Here is a 21,833-nt window from a genome sequence, read left to right on the forward strand (position 1 = left end):
CCGCATTCTCTCCCGCGCCCGGTCCTGTCGATCGGCGGCCGCTGCATCGCTGCCGCCACATAACCGCCGCTTGCCCAACCCGCCCCCCGCGATTAAGGAGGGCCGCCAAGGTTAGGATCGTTGAAAGGTCCCCCATGGCTCCCGACAGCACGAACGACACCCCCCGCCGCGGCATGCGCATGATCGAGGAGGCCTACGCCTTCGACGACGTGTTGCTGGTGCCGGCCTATTCCACGGTGCTGCCCTCCCACACCGACACGCGCACCCGCATGACGCGGGAGATCGCGCTGAACATCCCGCTGATCTCCGCGGCGATGGACACGGTCACGGAGGGCAACATGGCCATCGCCATGGCCCAGGCCGGCGGCATCGGCGTCATCCACAAGAACCTGACGCCCGAGGAACAGGCCGCCCAGGTCCGCCAGGTCAAGAAGTTCGAATCGGGCATGGTGGTGAACCCGCTGACGGTCCATCCCGACCAGACGCTGGCCGAGGTCCGCGCCCTGCAGGACCGCTACCGCATCAGCGGCATCCCGGTGGTCGAGCGCGGGTCGGGCCGCCTGGTGGGCATCGTCACCAACCGCGACGTGCGTTTCGCCACCGACCCCAACCTGCGTGTCTATGAACTGATGACGCGGGAGAACCTGATCACCACCAGCCCCGAGGTGCGCCCCGACGAAGCCCGCGCCCTGCTGCACAAGCATCGCATCGAGAAGCTGCTGGTGGTGGACGACGCCTATCGCTGCGTCGGCCTGGTGACCGTCAAGGACATGGACAAGGCGCAGGCCAATCCCAACGCGGTGAAGGACGCCATGGGCCGCCTGCGCGTCGGTGCCGCGACCGGGGTGGGGGAGGACGGCTTCCGCCGTGCGGAACTGCTGATCGCCGCCGAGGTCGATGTGGTGGTGGTCGATACCGCCCATGGCCATTCGGGCGGCGTGATGGAGGCGGTGGAGCGCATCAAGCGCCTGTCCAATTCCGTCCAGGTGGTCGCAGGCAATGTCGCCACGCCTGAAGGCGCGTTGGCGCTGATCGAGGCCGGCGCGGACGCAGTGAAGGTCGGCATCGGCCCGGGGTCGATCTGCACCACGCGCATCGTCGCCGGCGTCGGCGTGCCGCAGCTGACCGCGGTAATGGAAAGCTCCGCCGCGGCGCGGGAGAAGGGCGTGCCGGTGATCGCCGATGGCGGCATCCGCACCTCGGGCGACCTGGCCAAGGCGATCGCCGCCGGCGCGGATTGCGCCATGATGGGCAGCGTCTTCGCCGGCACCGACGAAGCGCCGGGCGAGGTGTTCCTCTACCAGGGCCGCTCCTACAAGTCGTATCGCGGCATGGGCAGCCTGGGCGCGATGGCCCGCGGTTCGGCGGACCGCTACTTCCAGGCCGAGGTGCAGGACACGCTGAAGCTGGTGCCGGAAGGCATCGAGGGCCGCGTGGGATACAAGGGCCCGGTGGGCACGGTGGTGCACCAGATGGTCGGCGGGCTGCGCGCCGCGATGGGCTACACGGGCTGCGCGACGGTGCCTGACCTGCAGACCAATGCGAGGTTCCGGCGCATTACCGGCGCGGGGCTTCGCGAATCCCATGTGCACGACGTGGCGATCACACGGGAAGCGCCGAACTATCGCGCGGAGGGCTGAGCGACTTCGGACCTCGTTGATGGATTGAAAGGGGCGCTGCTCCATTCGCGCAAGGCGCTGTGGCGCGGAACCCCAGAGAGGGCCTTGCGCTTCTTCGGACCCAAAAGCCCTATGGGCCTTTGGGAACAGCCACCTGGCGCCAGGCGGGGCGGGCATCCCGGCACCGCGGCAGGCTTGAATGCCGATGTTCTCCGGAGCCGGCCCAACAGCGCAGTCACCGATGTCTCCACCCTCCGTCCCCAACGCCAAATCGAGGTGTCCAGAGGCCCTTAGGCCTTTGGCGGGGTGAGGTCTGGAGAGGGGCAGAGCCCCTCTCCATCCTTCCCAGCACCAGCGCGCACAAGCCAAGACCCGCCAGCCCAGGCCTCGCCACCCCAACACCAACCTTGCCGCGCCGCCGCGCTTCGCGCGACGTTGGCGTGACTCCAGGAGGAATGCCGCATGCCCGCCCCGGAAGCGGTTGTTTTCGACGCCTATGGCACGCTGCTCGACGTCAATGCCGCCATGGCTGCCCAGGCCGTGCGGCTGGGCGACCGCTGGCCGCTGCTGTCGTCCGAATGGCGGGCGAAGCAGCTCGAATACAGCTGGGTGCGTAGCCTGACCGGTGCGGCGCATTATGAGAATTTCTGGCTTTGCACGCGCGACGCGCTGGCCTTCGTCTTCGCCAACCATGGCATCGACGACGCGCCGCTGCAGAAGGAATTGATGCAGGCCTACAGCACCTTGCCTGCCTATCCCGAGGTACCCGCCATGCTGCGCGCCCTGCGCGGTGGCGGCATCACGACTGCCATATTGTCGAACGGAACGCCTGGGATGCTGGCGGATGCCGTCGCCGCCGCGGGGATCGAAACTTTGCTGGATGAGATACTGAGCGTGGAATCCGTCGCCGTCTTCAAGCCCGATCCGCGAGTCTATCGCCTGGCGACGCGTCAGTTCGGCTGTGCGCCGGACGATTTGGTCTTCGTGTCGGGCAATGCTTGGGATGCGCAGGCCGCACTGGCCTTCGGGATGCGCGTGGTGCGGGTGAACCGTACGGGCGCGCCCGACGAATACGGCCTGGCCGAGGCCGGCGTGCCGGAGTTGCGCGACCTCGCCGGCCTTCCCGGCCTGCTCGCGTGACCCCCTCCGCCCGGATTGCCGCCGCGATCGACCTGCTCAAGACGCTCGAGGAGCAATGCTTCGCGCCCGAGGCGCGCCGCCGCCCGGCCGATGCCGTGGCAAGCGACTTCTTCCGCACCCGCCGCTTCATCGGTGGTGGCGACCGGCGCGTGGTGTCCGAACTCGCCTGGGGCGTGGTGCGGCAGAAGCTACGCCTGGAATGGCACCTGGGGCGGCTGGGCGCGGCGCCGACGGCGCGCCTGCTGCTGCTGGCGCAGATGCTGTTGGGCCGCAGCGGCGACCATGGCCGCGGGCGCCAGGCGGCGGAGGCCGCCTTCGATGATTCGCATTACGGGCCGGCCGCGCTCGATGCAGCGGAGCGGCGGGTCGCGGCGTCGCTGGATGGCCGGCCGCTGATCGACCCGGCCATGCCCGACGGGCCACGGCTGAACCTGCCCGACTGGGTCCTGCCGGCGCTGTCCGCCCGCTTCGGCGCGGGCCTGGCCAGGGAAGCCGCGGCGCTGGAGGTCGAGGCGCCGCTCGACCTGCGCGTCAACCTTCTGCGCGGGGATCGCGATGCCGCCGCCGTGCTGCTGGCGGGTGAGGGCCTGGCGGTGGTGCCGACGCCGATGTCCCCCTGGGGTTTGCGGCTGCCGTCCCGCCGGCCGGTGACCGGCACCAAGGCCTATCGCGACGGGCTGGTCGAGGTGCAGGACGAAGGCAGCCAGTTGATCGCCCTGCTGGCGGATGCGCGGCCGGGGATGCGCGTCGCGGACTACTGTGCGGGCGCCGCGGGCAAGACGCTGGCGATGGCCGCTTCCATGGGCAACCGGGGCAAGATCACCGCCTGCGATACCTCCGCGGCGCGGCTGGAGGGGGCGGCCAAGCGGCTGAAGCGCGCGGGCGTGGACAATGCCGAGCGCCACCTGCTGGCACCCGGCGACCGCTGGGCCAAGCGGCGGGCGGGGTCCTTCGACCGCGTGCTGGTCGATGCGCCCTGCACCGGCACCGGCACCTGGCGGCGCAACCCGGATGGGCGGCTGCGCACCCGGCCTGAGGACCTCGCCGAGCTTGTCGTGGTGCAGCATGACATTCTCGACAGGGCCTCGGAACTCGTGCGTCCGGGTGGCAGGCTGGTCTACGCTACCTGTTCACTCCTGCCGCAGGAGAATGAAGAGCAGATGGACCGCTTCCTGGCGCGTGCCCCCGGCTTCTTGCCGGTTCCGCTGGAACGGCTGTGGTCGGAACTGCGCCCGGGCGTGGACCTGCCCTGCGCCGGTCCGTGGCTGAGCCTTTCCCCCGGCGGCCAGGGAACGGATGGCTTCTTCTGCGCGGTGCTGGAGCGCAGCGCGTGATCAGCATCCGCCGGGCCCGCCCCTCCGACGCGCAGGCGATCGGGGAGATCCATGCGGCGGTCTGGCGGAGCAGCTATGCCGGCATCCTGCCCGATGCCTATCTGGCGGGGCTGTCGGCGCAGCGTCTGGCCGGGTTCTACCAGCGGGCGGTGCTCGACCGGCGCGAGGGCCACGCGGTGTTCGTCGCCGCGGCTGGCGGCGTCGAGGCGCCCGGCGGCGCCGAGGTGGTCGGCTTCGCCTCCGGTGGGCGGTCGCGCCGTCCTGGCCTGGCGGAAGGGGAGGTCGAGACACTCTACCTCCTGGAGGATTGGCGGGAACGCGGGGCCGGGCGGCGGCTGATGCGGGCGATGGGGGCGCATCTGCGCGCGGTGGGCTGCCGGTCCGCCATGCTGTGGGTGCTGGCCGACAACCCGACGCGCTGGTTCTATCAGCACCTGGGCGGCCGCGAGGTGGCGCATGACGAGGTGCGCGTCGGCGGCAAGACGGTGCAGCAGGCCGCCTTCGTGTGGGACCCGATCGAGGCGCTGCTGGCCGCGACCGCCCCGGTGCAGGACCGGTAGCGGCCGGGCCGCCGCGTGGGGCTACGGCACCACGGGACCGCCCATGAAGGCACCGCCGAACACCAGGTAAAGCACCAGCACGATGAGCAGCAGGCCGAGGATGCCGCCCAGGCCGCCGCCGCCATAATACCCCGACCGGTATCCGTAGAAGCCGCCCCCGCCCAGGAGCAGGAACAGCAGGATGATGATCAGCAGAAGCGACATCGGTTGTCTCCTTCGCGGGCTGAGCGTCCGGCGCGCCTGAAAGTTGCATTGGGGCCGCATGGCCCCGGCTCCGGCCGGTGCCCGCCCGTCAGCGGCGGGCCTTCGGCGGGGCGCGGACCGGCTCGCAGGCCCAGGCGGCCGGGTCCTGGCGCGACTCGTCTTGCCGGAAGCGCGCGCCTGTGCTTCACGCCGCCATGGCCGACCCCACCGCTACCGCCCCCGCCCGGCACGACCATGTGCTGATCCTCGACTTCGGCAGCCAGGTGACGCAGCTGATCGCGCGCCGCCTCCGCGAGACCGGGGTCTATTGCGAGATCTGGCCGTTCAGCCACGCGCCCGAGGAACGCATCCGCGCCTTCGCACCGAAGGGCATCATCCTGTCCGGCGGCCCGGCGAGCGTGAATGAGGGTGCGAGCCCCAAGGCGCCGGACCACGTCTTCACGCTCGGACTGCCGGTGATGGGCATCTGCTACGGGCAGCAGACCATGGCCGCCCAGCTGGGCGGCGTGGTGGAAGGGTCCGACCATCGGGAATTCGGCCGTGCCTTCGTCGATGTGACCAGCGAATGCGCGATCACCCAGGGGGTGTGGGCGCCGGGCGCACGCGAACAGGTGTGGATGTCCCATGGCGACCGCATCACCGCGCTGCCGCCGGGGTTCCGCTCGGTGGCAAGCAGCGAGGGTGCGCCCTTCTCGGTGATCGCCGACGATGAGCGCCGCTTCTACGGCACGATGTTCCACCCGGAAGTGGTGCACACGCCGCATGGCGCCGCGTTGCTGAAGAACTTCACGCATGGCATCTGCGGCTGCTCGGGCGACTGGACGATGGGCGCTTATCGCGCCGAGACCATCGCCAAGATCCGCGCGCAGGTCGGCCGCGGCCGCGTGGTGTGCGGGCTGTCGGGCGGTGTCGATTCATCGGTCGCGGCGGTGCTGATCCATGAGGCGATCGGCGATCAGCTGACCTGCATCTATGTCGATCATGGGCTGATGCGGGCGAATGAGAGCGAGCAGGTCGTGAAGACCTTCCGCGACCGCTTCAACATCCACCTGGTCCATCGCGACGCGTCGGACCTGTTCCTCGGCCAGCTTTCCGGCGTCACCGACCCGGAGATCAAGCGCAAGACCATCGGGCGCCTGTTCATCGAGGTGTTCGAGGAGGAGCAGAACAAGCTCGGCGGGGCGGATTTCCTGGCCCAGGGCACGCTGTATCCGGATGTGATCGAGAGCGTCTCGGCGACCGGCGGGCCGTCCGTCACGATCAAGTCGCACCACAATGTCGGCGGCCTTCCCGAAGGGATGCGCATGCAGCTGGTCGAGCCGCTGCGCGAGCTGTTCAAGGATGAAGTGCGGGTGCTGGGGCGCGAGCTTGGCATTCCCGAGGAGATCGTCGGCCGCCATCCATTCCCGGGGCCAGGGCTGGCCATTCGCATCCCCGGCGACGTGACGCGGGAAAAGGCGGACCTGCTGCGGAAGGTGGACACCGTCTTCCTCGAGGAGATCCGCAACGCCGGGCTGTATGACGCGATCTGGCAGGCCTTCGCGGTGCTGCTGCCGGTGCGCACGGTGGGCGTGATGGGCGATGGCCGCACCTATGACCAGGCCTGTGCGCTGCGTGCGGTGACGAGCACGGATGGCATGACGGCGGATGTGTATCCGTTCGACATGGCGTTCCTGTCGCGGGTGTCGAACCGCATCGTGAACGAGGTGCGCGGGATCAACCGCGTGACCTACGACATCACAAGCAAGCCGCCGGGGACGATCGAGTGGGAGTGACGACGGCCGTCGATCTGAAGGCGGAACTCTGCCGTCACATCGGCGACCGGCGCGACGACGTCGTCGCCCTGCTGCGCGACTTCCTGCGCATCCGCTCGGTCAACCCGCCGGGCGACATGCGGGAGGCGGCTGATTTCGTGCGCGGCATCCTCGACCGCTTCGGCCTGCCGCATCGCACCGTCGCGGCGCGGGAGGACATGCCCAACATCATCGGCCGCTGGGATGCCGCGCGGCCCGGGCGGCATCTGGTGCTGAACGGGCACATGGATGTCTTCCCGGTTTCCGACGACAGGCTATGGGCGGCCGAGATCGAGGATGGCCGCATCGTCGCGCGCGGTGCATCCGACATGAAGACGGGCACGCTCGCCTCGATCCTGACCTGGTGCCTGCTGCATCCCCATCGCGACCTTCTGTGCGGCGCGCTGACGCTGACGGTCGTGTCGGACGAACAATCCGGCGGGCGCTACGGCACCAAATACCTGTTCGACGAACATGCCGAGGCGGTCAGCGGCGATTGCTGCCTGAACGGCGAACCGAGCGGCCTGGGCAACCTCCGCTTCATGGAGAAGGGGACGCTGCGCTTCGCGATGTCGGCCACCGGGCCGGGCGGGCATGGTGGGTATCCGCATCGCGCCAACAACCCGATCCAGCAGATCGTCGCCGCGACGCAGGCGCTGTACGACCGCTACCATCGCCGGCTGGCCGAGATGCCGGAGGATTTCGCTGCCGTGCTGCGGTCCGCCGAGAGCGTCGCGGCGGCGGATGCCATCCTGGGGCAGGGGGCCGCGGACAATGCGCTGCGCATCACCGTGAACGCCGGCATCATCGAGGGCGGGCGCAAGGCGACGCAGATCCCGACCGCCTGCACCGTGCATGTGGACATGCGCTTTCCCGTCGGCCCGGACCGCGACCGCGTGCGCGGCGAACTGCCCGCGCTGGCCGAGGAATTCGGCTGCACGCTGGCGATCAACGAGGATCATTCTTACCCCGCCAGCAGCACCGATCCCTTCGGCGAGATGGCGGGATTCCTGCGCGCCAACACGCGCGCGTTGCTCGGCATGGACGCCCCACCGGTGTGCAGCCTGGGCGGCACCGACACGCGCTACTGGCGCTGGCGCGGCATTCCCGCGGTGATCGTCGGCCCGTCGCCACTCAGCATGGGTACGGACAACGAGCATGTGACGATCGACGAGGCGATCGCCGTGCTGAAGCTGCAGGTGATGTGCGCCGTGGACTATCTCTCGGTGCCGGGCTGACCATGTCGAAAGCGACGCGTGCGACGACGGCGCTGGCCAAGGCGGGCGCGACCTTCACGGTCCATGGCTACGACTACGATCCGTATGCCGACAGCATCGGCCTGCAGGCGGCGGAGGCGCTGGGCGAATCCCCGGCGCGGGTGCTCAAGACGCTGATGGCGCTGGTGGATGGCAAGCCGGCCTGCGTCATCGTGCCGTCCGACCATGAGGTGTCGATGAAGCGCCTGGCGGCGGCCTTCGGCGGCAAGTCCGCGGCGATGATGAAGCCGGCCGAGGCGGAGCGCGTCACCGGCTACAAGGTCGGCGGCATCAGCCCCTTCGGCCAGGCGCGGCCGGTGCGCACGGCGATCGAGGAACAGGCGCTCACGCACGAACTGGTGTTCATGAATGGCGGGCAGCGCGGATTGCAGGTGCGGATGAATCCGCGCGATGCCGTGGTGCTGCTGAAGGCGGTGGTGGCGCCGCTGGTGGCATAGGCGCCATGCGCCGCGATCGTCGTCAGCGCCGGTTTCGCGCCGCTACGACAAGTCCCGATCGCGCCTCCCTGCCAAGTGTCCCGATGCCTGAGCCCCCGATAGACGGCAGTCAACGCGTTTCGCAGGCCTTGAATGAAGTTCCTGATTTGTTCAAGCTTGCGATGCGAGAGGGATAGACACGTGCAAGGTCACGCACGTGCAAGGCGTCCTCGATCGTCCTGGGCTGACAAAGAAGCAATCCTGGCCGCTGTGCTTCTGCATCCGGCCGGATGCGGAGGCAGCAGCGCGGATGCCGCGGGCGCGGGAAAGCATCCTGTCCGATTTTGCCGGCCTGTTGTGGCACCCGACCAGGCGGGAGCGCCTTCATCTTTCGCCGCATCACGTCGAGACGGCCCCGCGCATCCGCCCTCGCGGGCCATCGAGCCCATCCGCTTCACCATGCGCGACCTCGCGTTGGCCTGGCGTGCCGAGGAGTATCGGGAGGTCGAAGTCTTCCCGATGGCGGATGATGCGGGGCTCAATCCCGCCCTGGATCTCCAAGCGGAAACAGGTGCCGATACGGCCGCGCCTCATCCAGCACGCGCGCATAGGACGGCCGCGCCAGCAGCCGCGCGCGATAGGCGCGCAGTGCCGGGCAGGTCTCGGGGATCGGTTCCGACCAGTCGGCGTAGAGCAACCCGGGTGCTGCGGCGCAATCCGCAAGGGTGAAGGCGTCCCCCGTCGCCCAGCGCCGGCCTGCCAGACGCTGTTCCAGCCAGGCATAGGCGGTCTGCAGCGTCGCGCGTGCGTGCTCGACGCCGACCGGGTCGCGCCCGCCCGCCGGCCGCAGCGGATCGGTCGCCACCTTCTGCATCGGCACCAGCACGTAATTGTCGAAGACGCGGTCGAGCAGCCGCACCTCGGCCGCCGCATCCGCATCGGCGGGAATGAAGCGCACCGGCCCCGGATGATGGCGGTCGAGGTGTTCGATAACGATGCTGGATTCCACGATCGTCGCATCACCGTCCACCAGCACCGGGAATTTGCGGAAGGGCCAGAGCGCGATCAGCGCGTCGCGATCCTCAGCCCTGCCGAGGTCGATGTGGCGGAACGCGAAAGGCGTCGCGTTCTCATACAGCGCGACCAGCACCTTCTGGCAGAAGGCAGCGAAGGGGTGGGCGTAGAGGGCGAGCGCCATGGCCGTCAGCCCCCCGTCGCGCGGCGGTAGCGCAGGATCACCGAGCCGACATCGAGGCGCTGGCATTCCACCAGCGTCATGGCGGCTTCGGGGCGGCCCTCGCGGAACAGCCGCTTGCCGTCGCCGAAGAATTGCGGCGTCAGCATCAGCCAGAATTCATCCACGAGGTCGGCCGAGAACAGCGCCTGCGCCAGGCCCGCGCCGCTGAAGGCGAAGATGTCGCCGCCCGTGACGTCCCGCTTCAGCCGCGCGACCTCAGCGGCGATGTCAGGACCGGCAATGCGGCCATTCCAGCCGGGATCGCCCGTCAGGGTCCGCGACAGCACCGTCTTGGGCAGCGCGTTCATCTTCCCGGCATAGGAGATGGAGGCGGCGACGGAGCTCGGATCGGTCGCGGCCGGACCCCAGAAGCCCTTGTTGAACTGGAAGTTCACCCGGCCATAGAGCAGGTGCTTCGCGCGCGACAGCGCGCGGTTCGACCATTCGCGCTCGACCTCGTCCGACCAGGGGGGCGGCGCGAACACGCCGCCGGGCTTCTCGATATAGCCATCAAGGCTGGTGAAGACGGTAAAGACCAGTTCGGCCATCGGATGCTCTCCTCCGCTGTGGGCGGTGCGGTGTTTGCTGGTTGCGGGCGCGACCCCGTCATCGTCATGAAGCCCTGCGCGCTAAATCGTCGTAGCCTCGGGCGGCGAATCACCGGAGGTCCCGCCCGTGCCGACGCCGATCACCATCCACGGCATCAAGAACTGCGACACGATGAAGAAGGCGCGCGCCTGGCTTGAGAGCCACGGCATCGCGCACGACTTCCACGACTACAAGGCGAAGGGGATCGACGGCGCGACGCTGAAGGCCTGGGCCGGCAAGGTGGGGTGGCAGAAGCTGCTGAACCGCAGCGGAACCACGTTCCGCAAGCTGCCCGATGCGCGGAAGGAAGGCCTCACCGAAACCAGCGCGCTGGCGCTGATGGAGGCGCAGCCCTCGATGATCAAGCGGCCCGTGCTGGCACTCGGCGACCGGCTGGTCGTCGGTTTCGACGCGGCGGACTACGCCGCCGCGCTGGGCCAGGTGCCGCGCGACTGACCGGCGGCTACAGCGTGCGGGCAAGGGCGGCCAACTGGTCGGCCGCCTTGCCCCAGCCGTCATGGAAGCCCATCGCCTCATGCTTGGCGCGCGCTTCCGCATCGGCATGCATGACAAGGCCGCGATACCGCGTCCCGCCGGGGATCGGGTCGAAGGTGATGATCCCCGTCATGAAGCCGCCGCCCGAGGGGCGATAGCCGCCCGTCAACGCATCGGTCCAGACCAGCCGTCGATCGGGCACGACCTCAAGATAGCAGCCTGCATTGGGCATCTCCTCCCCGTTCGGGCCGCGGATGACGCCGCGGAAATGCCCACCCGGCCGCAGGTCGAGGTCGATGTCGGTCATCTTCCAGGGCACCGGGCAGAACCACCGTTCCATCAGCGTCGGCTGCGTCCAGCACGCGAAGAGCTTACCCGGCGCGGCGTCGATCTCGCGTTCGATCAGCAGGTCGAGCGCGGGGTCCATCACGCGCCCTCCATCGGCACGGCCACCATCCACAGCACGCCGAAGCGGTCCTCGACCATGCCGAAGGCCGGGCTGAAGAAGGTCTTGCCGAGCGGCATGCGCACCGCGCCGCCATCCGACAGCCCGGCGAAATGCCGTGCCGCCTCGGCGGCATCGCGCGCGGGCAGGGAGACACCGAAGCCGGCGAATTTTGCCGCCCCCGCGCAATGCCCGTCCGACAGCATCAGTGATTCGGCGCCGATGCGGATCTCGGCATGCATGATCTTCTTCTCGGAGCCCGGCGGCATCATGCCGGGCGGCGGCGGTTCGGGTGAATCGCTGTTGCGCATCAGCATGACGGTCTCGGCGCCGAGTGCCTTCTTGTAGAACTCGATCGCCTCCTCGGCGCGACCTTCGTAGAAAAGATAGGGGGTGATGGGCATGGGTCGTTCCTCCGCTCCTCAGGCCTGAACAAGCACGCTGAAGCCGCCGTAGATCATCCGCTTGCCGTCGAAGGGCACGTCGCCGGGCTCCATCTTCATGCGCGGATCGGCCATGATCTTCTTCCAGCCCTCGTCGCGCGCTTCCTTCGACGGCCAGGTCATCCAGGAGAAGACGACGGTCTCGTCCTCCTCCTGCTTCACCGCCATGCGGAAGGAGGTGAGCTTGCCCTCCGGCACGTCGTCACCCCAGCATTCGATCATCGAGAGCATGCCGTGCTCCTTCAGCATCACGGCAGATTTCTCGGCATGCGCGCGGTAGGCATCCTTCTTCGCATTCGGCACGGCCAGCACGAAGCCATCGACATAGGTCATGGACGTTCTCCTGTTCCTGTTCCCGTCAGGTTGCGTTGAACGCGGCCTCCAGCGTGGCGGCGTCGATCTTCACCATCTGCATCAGCGCGGCGATAACGCGGCCGCGCTGCGCTTCGTTGCCGGCCTTCATCAGCCGCGGCAGGGCCTCGGGCACCAGCTGCCAGGCCACGCCATAGCGATCCTTCAGCCAGCCGCAGGCTTGCGCCTGGCCGCCGACCAGCAGCGCATCCCACACCCGGTCCAGTTCATCCTGGTTGGCGCAGAGTGCGGAGAGCGAGACCGCATTGGTGAAGGCCTCGCCCGGATTGCCGTTCATCGCCAGCATCGGTGTGCCGTTCAGCGAGAATTCCACCAGCAGAACGCCGCCGGACGGGCCGGGTCCGCCTGGCGGGATGCGGATGATTTCGCCGAGCTTCGCCCCGGGGATGGTGGCACAGTAGAAGCGCGCGGCGTCCTCGGCCTCGGTGGCGAACCAGAGGCTGGTGGCGATCTGCGTCATGCGGCGTTCTCGTCCTGTCGGTGGGGGGCTGCGAACAGCATTGCAACGTAGCGGCGCAGATGCCGCAGGCTGTCGATGGCGGGCGGCGCGCCGCCCGCCGCCTTGGCGAGCACGAACGCACCCTGGATCACCGCCATGACATGCGTGGCCAGGCTTGCGGCGGTGAAGCCGGTGATGCCGCGCATCGTCATCGCTGCAGCGATATCCGCTTCGAGGGGCTCGGCATGGGCCCGGATACCGGCCTCGCACGCCGCGCGGATTGCCGGATTGGTGGCGTAGGTTTCCTGCACCATCATGCCGAGCAGGCAGGTGAAGCGCGGCAGATCCCCGCGCAGGATCGCGGTCCGGACATCGATGTAGGCGATCACGCGGTCGAGCGGGTCGGCGTGGTCGCGCCAGCCTGAGCGCGCGAAGAGCGCCTCGAGCCAGGCGTTGAAATGCACCGCGGCGGCGAGCGCCAGGTCTTCCTTGCTGTGGAAGTGGTGGAAGAAGGCCCCCTTGGTCACGCCCGCGGCGGCGCAGAGTTCATCGACCGTGGTGCCGACATAGCCCCGGGTGCGGATCACGGTCATCGCCGCATCGAGCAGGCGTGTCCGTGTATCGCCGCGGCGGGGTTGCGCTTCTTCCATTGCCGGAACCATACCAACCAGTCGGTATGGTCGCAACCTCGGTCGCGCCAGCCACGGAAATGTGACGGCCCCGCTTGCGGGTCGTGATGCTGCCGCCTGTTGCCGCCGGCGCGACAGCACAAGGTGCGGCGCGCGCGGTCTGACGGATCAAGAAACCGTCGGACCACCGCCCGAACGTCACCCCATTAGGCCGCGTGCCACCACCATGCGCTGGATTTCGGAGGTGCCGTCCAGGATGCGCAACAGCCGCACGTCGCGGTACAGTCGCTCGACGGCGCTGCCCACCATGTAGCCTTCGCCGCCATGGACCTGCAGCACGCGGTCGGCGACGCGGCCGAGGGCTTCGGTGGCGAACAGCTTGGCTGCGGCGGCATCGGCCGGGCGCAGCGTGCCGTCATCGCGCGCGCGGGCGAGTTCGAGCGCCATGCAGCGCGCCGCCAGCGCCTCCGCCACGCTATCGGCCAGCAGCGCGCCAATGGCGGGCTGTTCGGCAAGCGGCTTGCCGAATTGCCGGCGCGCCAGCGCATGCCGGCGTCCCTCGTCGATCAGCCGTTCCATCAGTCCCGCAGACAGCGCGGCGAGATGCAGCCGCACCTTGTCCAGCCCCGCCAGAGCGAGCTTCAGCCCTTCGCCTTCCGCACCGACCAGCGCACCACCTGGCACCACCACGTCATGGAAGACGATGTCGGCGACCTGCGCGCCGCGCATGCCCATCTTGGCCTGGGCGGGCAGGACCTCGATGCCCGGCGTGGCGGGATCGATCGCGAAGGCGGAGATGCCGCGCGCGCCCGGACCACCGCTGCGCGCCATGACCATCAGCATGCCGGCCTCTGGCGCGTTGGTCACCCACCGCTTGCGGCCGGCGATGCGCCAGCCGTCACCGGCCCGCAGCGCCGTCGTCTGCAGCGATGCGGCATCCGACCCGGCCTCGGCCTCCGACAGGCAGAAGCAGGCGACCAGGTCGCCGCATGCGAGGCCCGGCAGCCAGCGATCCTTCTGCACATCCGTACCGGCGCGGAGCAGGATCTGCGCCGCGCCGCCGCTGTTCAGAGCATAGACCGCCCGATAGGCCGGCGCCGTGCGGCCGAGGACGAGCATCAGCCCGGCCTCCTCCTCCATCGTCAGGCCGAGGCCGCCCTGCGCCTCAGGGATCGAGATGCCGAACAGCCCATGCGCGCGCAGCGCGGCGCGAGCGTGCTCGGGCATGCGGTCCTCGGCATCCATCCGCGCCTCGGCGGGGATCAGGATGTCCTCGACCAGGCTGCGCGCGGCGTCGAGACGGGCCGCCTGCGTCGCCGCGTCGCGGATCACGCCATCACCGTCGTCGCGGGCCCGGCGTCGTGCATCAGGCCCGCAACGCATGGCACCGCCGCACCCGGGCCGTCAGCGACGCGCAGGGCGGCAATGCCGGGCGCGCGCGCCAGCCAGGCGGACCGGCAGCAAGCGCGAAACCCGGCTGCGCGCGCCGACGCCAGGGGCATCGCTAATCGCTCTCGGGCGGGATGACGTTGGTCTCCAGCCCTTCGACCAGCACGTCGCGCATCGTCTCAGCACCCTTCAGCCGTATGTCGTCCCACGCCTCGGGCGTGTGGAAGGCGATATGCGGGCAAATGATCAGGCGCCCGGTCAGCCAATCCTCGCGGTCGCGGTAGGCGCGCAGCAGGGACGGGATGTCATTGCCGGGCGGCTCATCCGGAATCACATCGAGGCCGGCGGCGGCGATGTGGCCTTCCTTCAGCACCTGTTCCAGCGCGTCGATGTCGAGGATCGGCCCGCGCGCCGTGTTGATCACCACGGCGTTCTGCGGCAGCAGGCGCAGCTCGCGCTCGCCCACCATGCCACGCGTGCGCCGCGTCAGCGGGCAATGGATGGACAGGACATCCGCCTGGGCGAGCATCTCATCCATCGTGCGGCAGCGCGTGACGCCGATCGCGCGGTCGGCCCCGTTGGGCAGCGCCGGATCGTAGAACACCACGCGATAGCCGAGCGCCTTGGCGCGCAGCGCCGCCGCCGTGCCGATGCGCCCGAGGCCGAGGATTCCGAAGGTCTGCACCTCCTGCCGGCGCACCGCCGGGCTGCGCATCACCGCCCAGGGGGCCGGGTTCGGGCCGCGCTGGGTGTCATGGTACATCGTGAGGCCGCGGCGCAGCGCGAGCGCCATCAGCACGGCGAATTCAGCGACTTCCTGCGTGCCGTAGTCCGGCACGTTGCAGACCTTGATGCCGCGTGCGGCAGCCGCGACGCGATCGACGCGGTCATAACCCACGCCCATCCGCACGATGACCTTCAGCTTCGGGAAGCGCGCGATCTGGTCGGCCGGCACCGCCATGCGCAGCGTCATCAGCCCCTCGACCTGCTGGCAGATCTCATCGGGCAGTTCGGCGAGGGAGGTCTTGCACGGCCCCTGCAGGATGCGGACGGACGGTCCCATGATCCGCTGTTCGAGCGCGGTGTCGGGATAGAGCCCTTCAGGCTCGACAACAGTCAGCGTCACGCCATTCCCCCCAAGGAATTCTTGATGCGAGGAGGATGCGGCGGTGGGCGGGCCCGCGCAACCCGGTCCGCCCGGGCCGATCGCCGTCCTCGGCGGGCGCCCGGCGCTCGCTGGGACCGTCAGCCGAATTGCTATTGAAGCTGATCATAACGCTGCTTATTATAAGCCTCGCCATGCCACGCGCCCTCGACCGCGACCTGCTCTTCCTGCTCTCCGATGTCGGCCGCCTCGCCCGCATCCACGCCGACCGCCGCGCGCGGGAGGACGGGATGACCCGCGCCCAATGGGTCATCCTCGCCCGCCTCGAACGTGCGGGCGGGCTGAGCCAGAAGGAACTGGCGGATGTGCTGGAGGTCGAACCGATCACCGTCGCCCGGCTGATCGACCGCCTGCAGGCGCGCGGCCTGGTCGAACGCCGGCCGGACCCGACCGACCGGCGCGTCTGGCGCCTGCACTTGACCGATGCGGCGGCGCCGATCCTGACGCGCATCGAAGCCTATCGCACCGAACTCCATGACACCGTCACGGCCGGCCTCGACCGCGACGCGGTCCATCACCTGGTCGAGGCCCTGATCACCATGAAGTCGCAGCTGCTCTCCGGCGACCGTGTCCCGGATGAGGCTGCCTGAGGAAGCCTGTCATGCCTGAAGGTCCCCTGAACGAAGCGCCTCGCGCGTTGGATCGCGCGAGCGAGGCGAGCCCCCCGCGCGACCCCGCCCAGCGCCGCCGGCGGCTGCGCCACGCGCTGATGGCCGCGGGCGTCGTCGCCGCCATCGGTGCTGCCGGCTGGGGCTGGCTGTCGGGCGGGCGCTACGTCTCCTCCGACAACGCCTATGTGCATGCCGACCTCGTGCTGGTCTCGACCGACGTCGCCGGCATCGTGCGCGACGTGCCGGTGCATGAAGGCCAGGCGGTGCAGGCCGGCGAGGTACTCTACCGGCTTGACCAGCAGCCCTTCGCGATCGCGGTGGCCGGCGCCGAGGCGCGGCTGCGCCAGGCGACGCTGACCATCGAGGCGATGCGCGCCGACCTGACGCGCATGCAGCGCGATATCGCTGCGCAGGAAGCCGCGGTGCGACTTGCCCAGGCGCAGTTCGAACGCGCCCAGTCACTGGTCAGCACCAGCGCGGTCTCGCGCGCCTCCTACGACGATACGCGTTTCCACCTCCAGCAGGCGGAACAGCAACTCGCCAGCCTGCGCCAGCAGGCGGTGGTGCAGCAGGCGCGGCTCGGCGGCGATCCCGACCAGCCCGTGCAAAGCCAGCCGGAGGTGCAGCAAGCCCAGGCCGCGCTGGACGAGGCCCGTCGCCAACTCGCCAACAGCACCGTGCGCGCGCCCTTCGACGGCACCGTCACCCGCGTCGAGGCGGTGCAGCCTGGCCTCTACCTCGCCGCCGCCACGCCCGCGCTCGGCCTGGTGGGGTCGCGCAACACCTGGATCGAGGTGAACCCGAAGGAGACTGACCTGACCCATGTGCGGCCGGGCGATGCGGTGACCTTCACCGTCGATGCCTATCCGGGCCGGACCTGGCATGGCGCCGTCGCCTCGATCAGCCCGGCGACGGGCGCGCAGTTCTCGGTGCTGCCGGCGCAGAACACCAGCGGCAACTGGGTGAAGGTGGTGCAGCGCATTCCAGTGCGCGTGCAGGTGGATGCCGAAGCGGCCGCACCGCCGCTGCGCGCCGGCATGTCCGTCGTCGCCACCATCGACACCGGCCACCGGCGCTCTCTGTCCGACCTGTTCTGAGAGGCTTTCACGACGTCCCGGCACTGGCCGGCGGCTCGGTTCGAGCCCCGCGGCACAGGCCGGGACAAGGATCGAGGCGTGTCATGTCCGACACCGAAAATGCGGTCCCGAACCGCGCGCTGATCACCGTCTGCGCCATGGCGGCGACGCTCATGCAGGCGCTGGACGGCACCATCGCCAATGTCGCGCTGCCCTACATGCAGGGCGGGCTGTCAGCGACCGCCGACCAGGTGACCTGGGTGCTCACCTCCTACATCGTCGCCGCGGCGATCCTCACCTCCCCGGTTGGCGCGCTCGCCGCGCGCTATGGGCGCAAGCGCATCTTCCTGATCTCGGTGGCCGGCTTCACCGCCGCCTCGGTGCTGTGCGGCGCGGCGCAGTCGCTCGAACAGATGGTGCTGTTCCGCCTGTTGCAGGGCGCGTTCGGCGCCGCACTCGTCCCGCTGTCGCAGGCGACCATGCTCGACATCTACCCGCCGGCGCAGCGTGGTTCGGCGATGGCGGTCTGGGGCATGGGCGTGATGCTCGGCCCGATCCTCGGCCCCACCCTCGGCGGCTGGCTGACCGAGACCTACAATTGGCGCTGGGTGTTCTACGTGAACCTGCCCTTCGGCATCTTCGCCTTCGCCGGGCTGTGGGCGTTCCTCGCCGATGACCGGCCCGGCAGCGGGCGGCGCTTCGACTGGTTCGGCTTCACCGCGCTCAGCATCGGCATCGGCGCCCTGCAGCTGATGCTCGACCGCGGGCAGCGGGAGGATTGGTTCACCTCGACCGAGATCATCATCGAGGCCGGCATCGCCGCGCTCGGCCTGTGGCTGTTCATGGTGCACCTGCTGACGGCCGAACGGCCCTTCATCCCGCCGCGCATCTTCAAGGACCGCAACTTCCTCTCGGGCTTCCTGATGATGTTCGTCGTCGGCGTAATCCTGTTCTCCACCTCGGCACTGCTCGCCCCGTATCTCCAGACGCTTGGCGGCTATCCGGTATTCGATGCGGGGCTGGTGCTGGCACCGCGCGGCGTCGGCACCATGGCGGCGATGCTGGTGGCCGGGCGCCTGGCCGACCGTGTCGATCCGCGCCTGCTGATGATGTTCGGTGTCTCGGTGATCGGCTGGACGCTGTGGGACATGACGGGCTGGACCCCCGACCTCAACGCACATCACCTGATGTTCACCACGGCGATGCAGGGCTTCGGCCTCGGCTTCGTCTTCATCCCGCTGCAGGTCATTGCCTTCGCGACCCTGTCGCCAGACCTGCGCACCGACGGCACGGGCCTGACCAGCCTGATGCGCAACATCGGCAGCGCCATCGGCATCTCGGTGACGGTCGCGGTGCTGGAACACGACACGCAGGTGCTGCATGCCGAGATCGGTTCGCTGATCAGCCCGCTGAACCGCATGCTGCAATGGTCCGGCGTGGCGCAGTTCTGGAACCCGGCGACGCCGACCGGCGCGGCGCTGCTGAATGCCGAGGTGACGCGGCAGGCGCAGATCATGGCCTACACCAATGATTTCCACCTTCTGATGCTGCTCTGCGTGCCGACCGCGCTGCTCGTGCTGATGATGCGGCGGCCAGGCAGGCTGTCGGCCGCCGATCCGGCGCATGCGGCGATGGATTGAGCTGGAGGGGCGTCGCCCCATCGGAGCTGGTTCACAGCGGAAGGATGGAGGGGCTTTGCCCCTCCAAACCACCCCACCAGGGGCCAGCGGGCCCCTGGACCGCGAGGATTTGGTGCCGGAACCGGGATGTGTGCGCCCCTCGGCCCTTGGCGTGCCTTGCCGCTATAACTTCGCGCACGATTCATCGGAGGCGACGACGCATGGCCCAACGCAATATCCTCGTCACCGGCGCGGCGAGCGGCATCGGTGCCGCCGCCTGCCGGGCGCTGGCCGGGCCAGGTGTGGCGATCGCGGTGCATACCCGCGGCAACCGCGAAGGTTCGGCCCGCACCGCCGAGGCCGTCCGCGCCCGCGGTGGCGAAGCCTACGAGATCTTCTGCGACCTGTCCGAGGCCGGTGCGCCGGAGCACGCGGTGCAGGAAGCTGCGGGGCTCCTCGGTGGGCTGGATGTGGTGGTCTCCAATGCCGGCTTCGCCGATCGCACGCCCGTCGCAGCCCTGACCGATGCGGGCTTCGCGAAAAGCCACGACGCCATCGCACTCGGCTTCCTGCGTCTGGCGCGTGAGGCCGGGCCGATCCTCCGGCAGGGCAGGGACCCGCGGCTGGTCGCCGTGTCATCCTTCGTCGCGCACCTGTTCCGCAACGACGTGACCGCTTTCCCCGCCTCCGCCGCCGCGAAGGCGGCGGTGGAGGCGCTGGTCAAGGCGCTGGCACTGGAATGGGCGCCGGACGTGACGGTGAATGCGGTGGTGCCCGGCTATACGCGCAAGGACCCCGGCGCGCATGCGGCGATGACCCAGGCGCAGTGGGATGCCATCGCAGCGCGGATCCCGCTGAAGCGGCTGGGCACGCCGGATGATGTGGCGGCGGGGATCGCGTTCCTGGCCTCCCCGGGCGCGGCATATGTCACGGGGCAACTGCTGCATGTCAGCGGCGGGGTCGTCGTGTGATGCCGGAGGGGCGCTGCCCCATCCGCGCGATGTGGCGTCTCGGAGAGGGGCTTTGCCCCTCTCCGAACCTCTCCCCACCAAAGGGCGGTGGCCCTTTGGAAACCGTCACTTGGCACCGGGCCGGGCTGTCGTTCACCCCGGGGAAGCGCCCGTTGCGCCCGCCAGCGAAAAATCCTCCTGGCGCCGGGCACAGCGCACGACCCCAAGCCCCTGAACACCCTCCATGCCCAACACCAAAGTCCCGCATTCCAAAGGCCCGTTGGCCTTTGGTGGGGTGGCTTGGAGGGGCAAAGCCCCTCCAATGGCTCGCACTCCTCCTGGCGCTAACCCTTCCGGCACTGGCACAGGATCGCGCCGCAGTGCATGGCGGCCCGGTCCGTGCGCTTGCGGTCGCGCCGGGCACGCTTGCTTCTGCGGGCTTCGACCAATCCGTCATCTTTTGGGACCTCGCCACCGGGCGCGCGCGCGCCGTCGTGCGCTGGCATGCCGGGGCGGTCAATGCGCTGGCGGCATTGCCTGGCGGGCGCTTCGCCTCGGGTGGCGAGGATGGTCGCATCGCGGTCTGGGCTGGTGGAGGCGAGCCGCAACGTGTCCTGCTGGGACATGACGGGCCGGTGGCGGGATTGGCGGCGCGGGATGGCGTGATCGCCTCGGCGGCCTGGGACGGGACGGTGCGCGTCTGGGCGGCGGACGGGACGGTGCGGGTGCTCGAGGGCCATCGCGGCAACGTCAATGCGGTCGCCTTCCGCACCGATGGCGTGCTGGTCAGCGCGGGCTTCGATGGCACGGTGCGGACCTGGGGGCCGGATGCCGTGATCGCCGAATTGGCCCTGCCGCAGACGGCGCTGGCCCCCCTGCCGGATGGCGGGCTGGCGGTGGCGGGCGTGGATGGGGTCGTGCGGATGATCGCCGCCGACGGGACGGTGCGGGAGGTGCTGTCGCTGGGGCGGCCGGTGGTCGCGCTGGCGGCGAATGCGCCGGGCACGCTGCTGGCGGCGGCGTCGCTGGGTGGGTCGGTCGCGGTGCTAGGCCTGCCGGCAGGGCGCTTGCTGCACACGTTGGATGGTCCCGGCACGCCGGTCTGGTCGGCGATCTTCGACGCCGATGGCCGCACGCTGTGGACCGGCGGGGCGGACCGGCGCGTGCGGCGCTGGGATGCCGTGGCCGGGCGGGCCATTGGCCCCGTGGGGGAGGCGGACCAGGCCGCCCCGGCCGAGGGCCTCGACCCGCATGGTGCGCGCGTCTTCCGCGCCTGCGCCGCCTGCCATGCTCTGACGGCCGAGGGCGGCAACATGGCCGGGCCCACGCTGCACGGCCTGTTCGGGCGCCGGATGGGTAGCGTGGCGGGGTATGCCTACTCGGCGCGGTTGGCGCGGGGGGACATCGTCTGGACGCCGGAGACGGTGGCGGACCTGTTCACGCGCGGGCCGGATGTGGTGACGCCGGGGACGAAGATGCCGGTGCAGACCGTCGGCAATGCCGAAGACCTCGCGGCGCTGCTGCGGTTCCTGGAACGGGCGACGCGCTGACCCGCCTGTTCAAACGGTGACGTGCCGGTCAGCGCGATGTGCTGCCGCTGAATTTCCCCGTTCCGTCATAGCTGCGCGTCCCGCCCGGGCCGCGTTCTGTGGTGCCGGTGTAGCGGCCCGACCCATCATAGCTCTGGCTGCGCGTCCCATTGCGTTCCGTGTAGCCCTGGTAGCGCCCCTGGCCATCGTAGCGGGTAACGCGGTCGCCGCTGCGCTCGCTGTAACCCTGGTAGCGCCCCTGCGCGTCATAGGTGGTGGCGCGCCCGCCGCTGTGTTCGGTGTAGCCCTGGTAGCGTCCCTGGCCGTCATAGCGGGTGACGCGGTCGCCGCTGCGCTCGGTATAGCCCTGGTAGCGGCCCTGGGCGTCGTAGATGTTCTGGCGCTGCGCCGCGGCCGGCGCCGCCAACAACAGCAGAGGCAGGAGTGCGACGGCGAAGCGGCGCATGGGGCGGCCCTCCCTGGCAGCCCTGGCAGAATAGCAT

At 69.7% G+C, this 21,833-nt stretch carries 24 protein-coding genes; 13 read left to right on the plus strand and 11 right to left on the minus strand.

Annotated elements, in window-relative coordinates; translation table 11 throughout:
* Positions 1–134 precede the first annotated feature (134 nt).
* From guaB to AAFN86_RS20985, 4 genes are all read left to right on the plus strand, one after another.
* Complete coding sequence (gene guaB / locus AAFN86_RS20970; RefSeq protein WP_347545503.1) at positions 135–1,640, plus strand: IMP dehydrogenase; 1,506 nt, start codon at positions 135–137, stop codon at positions 1,638–1,640.
* Between the two features lie 441 nt (positions 1,641–2,081).
* Positions 2,082–2,759, plus strand: a complete 678-nt coding sequence (locus AAFN86_RS20975) for a haloacid dehalogenase type II (RefSeq protein WP_347545504.1) — start codon at positions 2,082–2,084, stop codon at positions 2,757–2,759.
* Positions 2,756–4,093 (plus strand): RsmB/NOP family class I SAM-dependent RNA methyltransferase, encoded by a 1,338-nt coding sequence (locus AAFN86_RS20980; RefSeq protein ID WP_347545505.1) that lies wholly within the window; start codon positions 2,756–2,758, stop codon positions 4,091–4,093. Before AAFN86_RS20975 ends, AAFN86_RS20980 begins: the two co-directional genes overlap by 4 nt.
* Entirely contained in the window at positions 4,090–4,653 is a 564-nt protein-coding gene (locus tag AAFN86_RS20985; protein ID WP_347545506.1) for a GNAT family N-acetyltransferase, read from the plus strand. Before AAFN86_RS20980 ends, AAFN86_RS20985 begins: the two co-directional genes overlap by 4 nt.
* A gap of 21 nt (positions 4,654–4,674) precedes the next feature.
* Here the strand turns inward: AAFN86_RS20985 and AAFN86_RS20990 are convergent, their stop codons facing one another.
* Positions 4,675–4,857, minus strand: coding sequence for a hypothetical protein (locus AAFN86_RS20990; RefSeq protein WP_347545507.1), 183 nt, complete (start codon positions 4,855–4,857; stop codon positions 4,675–4,677).
* Positions 4,858–5,051: 194 nt separating this feature from the next.
* Between AAFN86_RS20990 and guaA the strand changes: the two genes are divergently transcribed.
* Genes guaA through ybaK form a run of 3 tightly spaced genes read left to right on the plus strand, consistent with a single transcriptional unit; the run spans position 5,052 to position 8,364 of the window.
* Complete coding sequence (guaA, locus tag AAFN86_RS20995) at positions 5,052–6,632, plus strand: glutamine-hydrolyzing GMP synthase (protein WP_347545571.1); 1,581 nt, start codon at positions 5,052–5,054, stop codon at positions 6,630–6,632.
* Positions 6,629–7,888, plus strand: coding sequence for a M20/M25/M40 family metallo-hydrolase (locus tag AAFN86_RS21000; RefSeq protein WP_347545508.1), 1,260 nt, complete (start codon positions 6,629–6,631; stop codon positions 7,886–7,888). The genes guaA and AAFN86_RS21000 overlap by 4 nt, the downstream gene beginning before the upstream one ends.
* Positions 7,889–7,890: 2 nt before the next feature.
* Positions 7,891–8,364, plus strand: coding sequence for a Cys-tRNA(Pro) deacylase (ybaK, locus tag AAFN86_RS21005; protein ID WP_347545509.1), 474 nt, complete (start codon positions 7,891–7,893; stop codon positions 8,362–8,364).
* Between the two features lie 517 nt (positions 8,365–8,881).
* Here ybaK and AAFN86_RS21010 read toward each other — a convergent pair.
* Together AAFN86_RS21010 and AAFN86_RS21015 are read right to left on the minus strand one after the other, a co-directional pair.
* Positions 8,882–9,541, minus strand: a complete 660-nt coding sequence (locus tag AAFN86_RS21010) for a glutathione S-transferase family protein (RefSeq protein ID WP_347545510.1) — start codon at positions 9,539–9,541, stop codon at positions 8,882–8,884.
* Between the two features lie 5 nt (positions 9,542–9,546).
* A complete protein-coding gene (locus AAFN86_RS21015) occupies positions 9,547–10,128 on the minus strand; it encodes a dihydrofolate reductase family protein (RefSeq protein WP_347545511.1) in 582 nt (193 codons plus the stop codon).
* 127 nt (positions 10,129–10,255) lie between these two features.
* Here AAFN86_RS21015 and AAFN86_RS21020 point away from each other — a divergent pair, with 127 nt between their 5' ends.
* Positions 10,256–10,624, plus strand: coding sequence for an ArsC family reductase (locus AAFN86_RS21020; RefSeq protein WP_347545512.1), 369 nt, complete (start codon positions 10,256–10,258; stop codon positions 10,622–10,624).
* A 7-nt stretch (positions 10,625–10,631) separates the two neighbouring features.
* Here AAFN86_RS21020 and AAFN86_RS21025 read toward each other — a convergent pair whose 3' ends face one another.
* From AAFN86_RS21025 to AAFN86_RS21055, 7 genes are all read right to left on the minus strand, one after another.
* The gene (locus tag AAFN86_RS21025; protein ID WP_347545513.1) at positions 10,632–11,090 is read right to left on the minus strand and encodes an SRPBCC family protein; all 459 of its coding nucleotides are present in this window, start codon (positions 11,088–11,090) and stop codon (positions 10,632–10,634) included.
* Positions 11,090–11,512, minus strand: coding sequence for a VOC family protein (locus tag AAFN86_RS21030; RefSeq protein WP_347545514.1), 423 nt, complete (start codon positions 11,510–11,512; stop codon positions 11,090–11,092). The genes AAFN86_RS21025 and AAFN86_RS21030 overlap by 1 nt, the downstream gene beginning before the upstream one ends.
* A gap of 18 nt (positions 11,513–11,530) precedes the next feature.
* Entirely contained in the window at positions 11,531–11,884 is a 354-nt protein-coding gene (locus AAFN86_RS21035; protein ID WP_347545515.1) for a DUF1428 domain-containing protein, read from the minus strand.
* Positions 11,885–11,909: 25 nt separating this feature from the next.
* On the minus strand, positions 11,910–12,383 hold the full coding sequence (locus AAFN86_RS21040; protein ID WP_347545516.1) for a VOC family protein: 474 nt from the start codon (positions 12,381–12,383) through the stop codon (positions 11,910–11,912).
* Entirely contained in the window at positions 12,380–13,132 is a 753-nt protein-coding gene (locus AAFN86_RS21045; protein ID WP_347545517.1) for a helix-turn-helix domain-containing protein, read from the minus strand. Before AAFN86_RS21045 ends, AAFN86_RS21040 begins: the two co-directional genes overlap by 4 nt.
* Before the next feature lie 57 nt (positions 13,133–13,189).
* A complete protein-coding gene (locus AAFN86_RS21050) occupies positions 13,190–14,323 on the minus strand; it encodes an acyl-CoA dehydrogenase family protein (protein WP_347545518.1) in 1,134 nt (377 codons plus the stop codon).
* Between the two features lie 172 nt (positions 14,324–14,495).
* The gene (locus tag AAFN86_RS21055; protein WP_347545519.1) at positions 14,496–15,506 is read right to left on the minus strand and encodes a C-terminal binding protein; all 1,011 of its coding nucleotides are present in this window, start codon (positions 15,504–15,506) and stop codon (positions 14,496–14,498) included.
* Positions 15,507–15,640: 134 nt separating this feature from the next.
* On the opposite strand from AAFN86_RS21055, the gene AAFN86_RS21060 reads away from it, so the two are divergent.
* From AAFN86_RS21060 to AAFN86_RS21080, 5 genes are all read left to right on the plus strand, one after another.
* Complete coding sequence (locus AAFN86_RS21060; RefSeq protein ID WP_347545520.1) at positions 15,641–16,135, plus strand: MarR family transcriptional regulator; 495 nt, start codon at positions 15,641–15,643, stop codon at positions 16,133–16,135.
* 11 nt (positions 16,136–16,146) lie between these two features.
* The gene (locus AAFN86_RS21065; RefSeq protein ID WP_347545521.1) at positions 16,147–17,253 is read left to right on the plus strand and encodes an HlyD family secretion protein; all 1,107 of its coding nucleotides are present in this window, start codon (positions 16,147–16,149) and stop codon (positions 17,251–17,253) included.
* Positions 17,254–17,336: 83 nt separating this feature from the next.
* Positions 17,337–18,872, plus strand: coding sequence for a DHA2 family efflux MFS transporter permease subunit (locus AAFN86_RS21070; RefSeq protein ID WP_347545522.1), 1,536 nt, complete (start codon positions 17,337–17,339; stop codon positions 18,870–18,872).
* Between the two features lie 200 nt (positions 18,873–19,072).
* Positions 19,073–19,822 (plus strand): SDR family oxidoreductase, encoded by a 750-nt coding sequence (locus tag AAFN86_RS21075; RefSeq protein ID WP_347545523.1) that lies wholly within the window; start codon positions 19,073–19,075, stop codon positions 19,820–19,822.
* 359 nt (positions 19,823–20,181) lie between these two features.
* A complete protein-coding gene (locus AAFN86_RS21080; protein WP_347545524.1) occupies positions 20,182–21,351 on the plus strand; it encodes a c-type cytochrome in 1,170 nt (389 codons plus the stop codon).
* 28 nt (positions 21,352–21,379) lie between these two features.
* Here AAFN86_RS21080 and AAFN86_RS21085 read toward each other — a convergent pair whose 3' ends face one another.
* Positions 21,380–21,796, minus strand: a complete 417-nt coding sequence (locus tag AAFN86_RS21085) for a type IV secretion protein Rhs (protein ID WP_347545525.1) — start codon at positions 21,794–21,796, stop codon at positions 21,380–21,382.
* Positions 21,797–21,833: the final 37 nt, after the last annotated feature.

Source organism: Roseomonas sp. CAU 1739 (assembly GCF_039839775.1).
Classification (GTDB): Bacteria; Pseudomonadota; Alphaproteobacteria; order Acetobacterales; family Acetobacteraceae; genus Neoroseomonas.